The organism is Flavobacterium sp. J27, assembly GCF_004303025.1.
In the GTDB taxonomy this organism is placed as follows: Bacteria; Bacteroidota; Bacteroidia; order Flavobacteriales; family Flavobacteriaceae; genus Flavobacterium.
The window spans coordinates 1-623 of record NZ_PJQW01000038.1; the positions used below are offsets into that span (position 1 = coordinate 1).

The window sequence follows — 623 nt, forward strand, 5'->3', positions numbered from 1 at the left end:
CCTTGTGGTAGGCTGCTTACTTCAAAAGGAATCGTTCGGTCGCCTGTTAGGGTTTGTGTTTGCAGGCTTCTTCCGTTTAAATCGTATACCGTAGCTGTTCCTTCTTGGTACTCAAAGTTCACAATAATATTGGTAAAACTAATTGCAGGATTTGGCATGGCTTCCACTTTGATTTTTAATTCTTCTTCTTTTTCTTTATCGCGCAGTTTTACTACCCAAAAATCACTGCCTCCTTTAGCTGATTTTTTATCTCTGGATGCGCTTCCTTTCGAAGTTCCTGCTAAAAGATAACCACCATCTCTGGTTTCTAAGAGTTTCTTCAATACTTCATCTCCTTTACTGCCTACCGTTTGACTCCAAATCTCCTCTCCTTTGGCATTGATTTTTAAAGCAATATAATCGTTAATCCCTTCTTTGTCTCCGCTTTTCAGTTTCCCTCCATTGGAGGGATTGAGGGAGGCTTCACTTTGCGCATAACCACCAATTAAATAGCTGCCATCTTTGTTTTCTACAATAGACGTTAGCACATCAATCTTTCCATAGTTATAGGTTTGTTGCCAATCGATACTTCCTATTTTGTCTAGTTTTACCACCCAAAAATCAGTTCCATTTTGATTGGTTTT

The 623-nt window shown here is 39.0% G+C and carries 1 protein-coding gene; it reads right to left on the reverse strand.

Features of this window, described 5'->3' with window-relative positions:
• Positions 1-623: T9SS type A sorting domain-containing protein (locus CX675_RS19955; RefSeq protein ID WP_165396103.1), on the reverse strand; the 623-nt coding region annotated here is incomplete at both ends.